Below are 1,082 nucleotides of genomic sequence, written 5' to 3' on the forward strand. Positions count from 1 at the left end.
CGATGCGGAGTTTCAAAAAAAATGCCTCGGGAAAATGAAGGATGTGAGTGTGAATGATGGCAGAACGGTTTTGTTTGTAAGCCATAACATGGGGGCAATAACTGGGTTATGTAATGAGTTAATCGTTATGCAAAATGGTTTGTTAGCATATAGGGGTGAGATACAACAAGGTATAAATTATTATTTACAAAATAATTTAGATCTTATTAAAATTTCACCTGAATATATTAATCATTCTCCGCGTGAATCTGATATACTAAGTATACAAGTTCATAATAAATTTGGTGATATTACTTCTTATTTTAATTTTCATGATGAGGTTAAAATTCAGATACAACTGCAAAGTCTACCGATACATGAAAACGCTTTAATAAGTATTCGCATCAAGGATCAAAAAGATAGAAACATATTTACTACTGAGCGAAATATAAATACTAAATCTGGTGGAATAAAAAAATTTACAGTACAAATTCCAGGCTCTATATTAGTGCCTAATACCTATTTCCCATTAGTTGCATTGCATATTCCTAATACAGAAATTATAAGCTATTTAGAAAATTCGGTGTCATTTGTGATTGAAGAAACAGGAACTGATTTTTTTCACTATAAAGGGTATGATTATGGATGTGTCTCTATCAATTGCAAATGGGAGTAATTTATTTGTCATTATTTAAAAATGAAAAAAATAATAAAAGTTTTCTTAGCTAAAATCGGCTACAAGATTATAAAATCGAATGATTTTGTGCTAGATCACAAAACGAAATATTTACGGGTTGGTTTTGATTCAAATGTTGAAAATATGAATTGTGTTGTAAGAACATTAACGCAATATGAATATCCTATCTCTGTTGGTAGCCACTCTATAATAAACGGTAATTTTATCATTGAAAATGAAAATGGAAAAATTGAAATAGGAAGTAATACCTTTATCGGAGGGGGTATGTTTATTAGCATATGTGGGATAGAAATTGGCAATGATGTCATGATTTCTTGGGGTTGTACTGTAATAGATAATGATGCGCATTCTTTAAATTCTTATGAAAGAACCAATGATGTGAACGATTGGAAGAGAGGCATTGACG

General features: G+C 30.6%; 2 protein-coding genes. Both read left to right on the forward strand.

The window, feature by feature from the left end:
* A partial coding sequence (locus ACP5P5_RS13230) for a Wzt carbohydrate-binding domain-containing protein (protein ID WP_428286587.1) occupies nt 1-655 on the forward strand: 655 nt, incomplete at its 5' end.
* Between the two features lie 21 nt (nt 656-676).
* Nucleotides 677-1,082, forward strand: a 406-nt coding sequence (locus ACP5P5_RS13235) for a hypothetical protein (RefSeq protein WP_428286588.1), incomplete at its 3' end; no start/stop codon positions are given.

The organism is Hydrotalea sp. (genome assembly GCF_049968455.1).
GTDB lineage: Bacteria > Bacteroidota > Bacteroidia > Chitinophagales > Chitinophagaceae > Hydrotalea.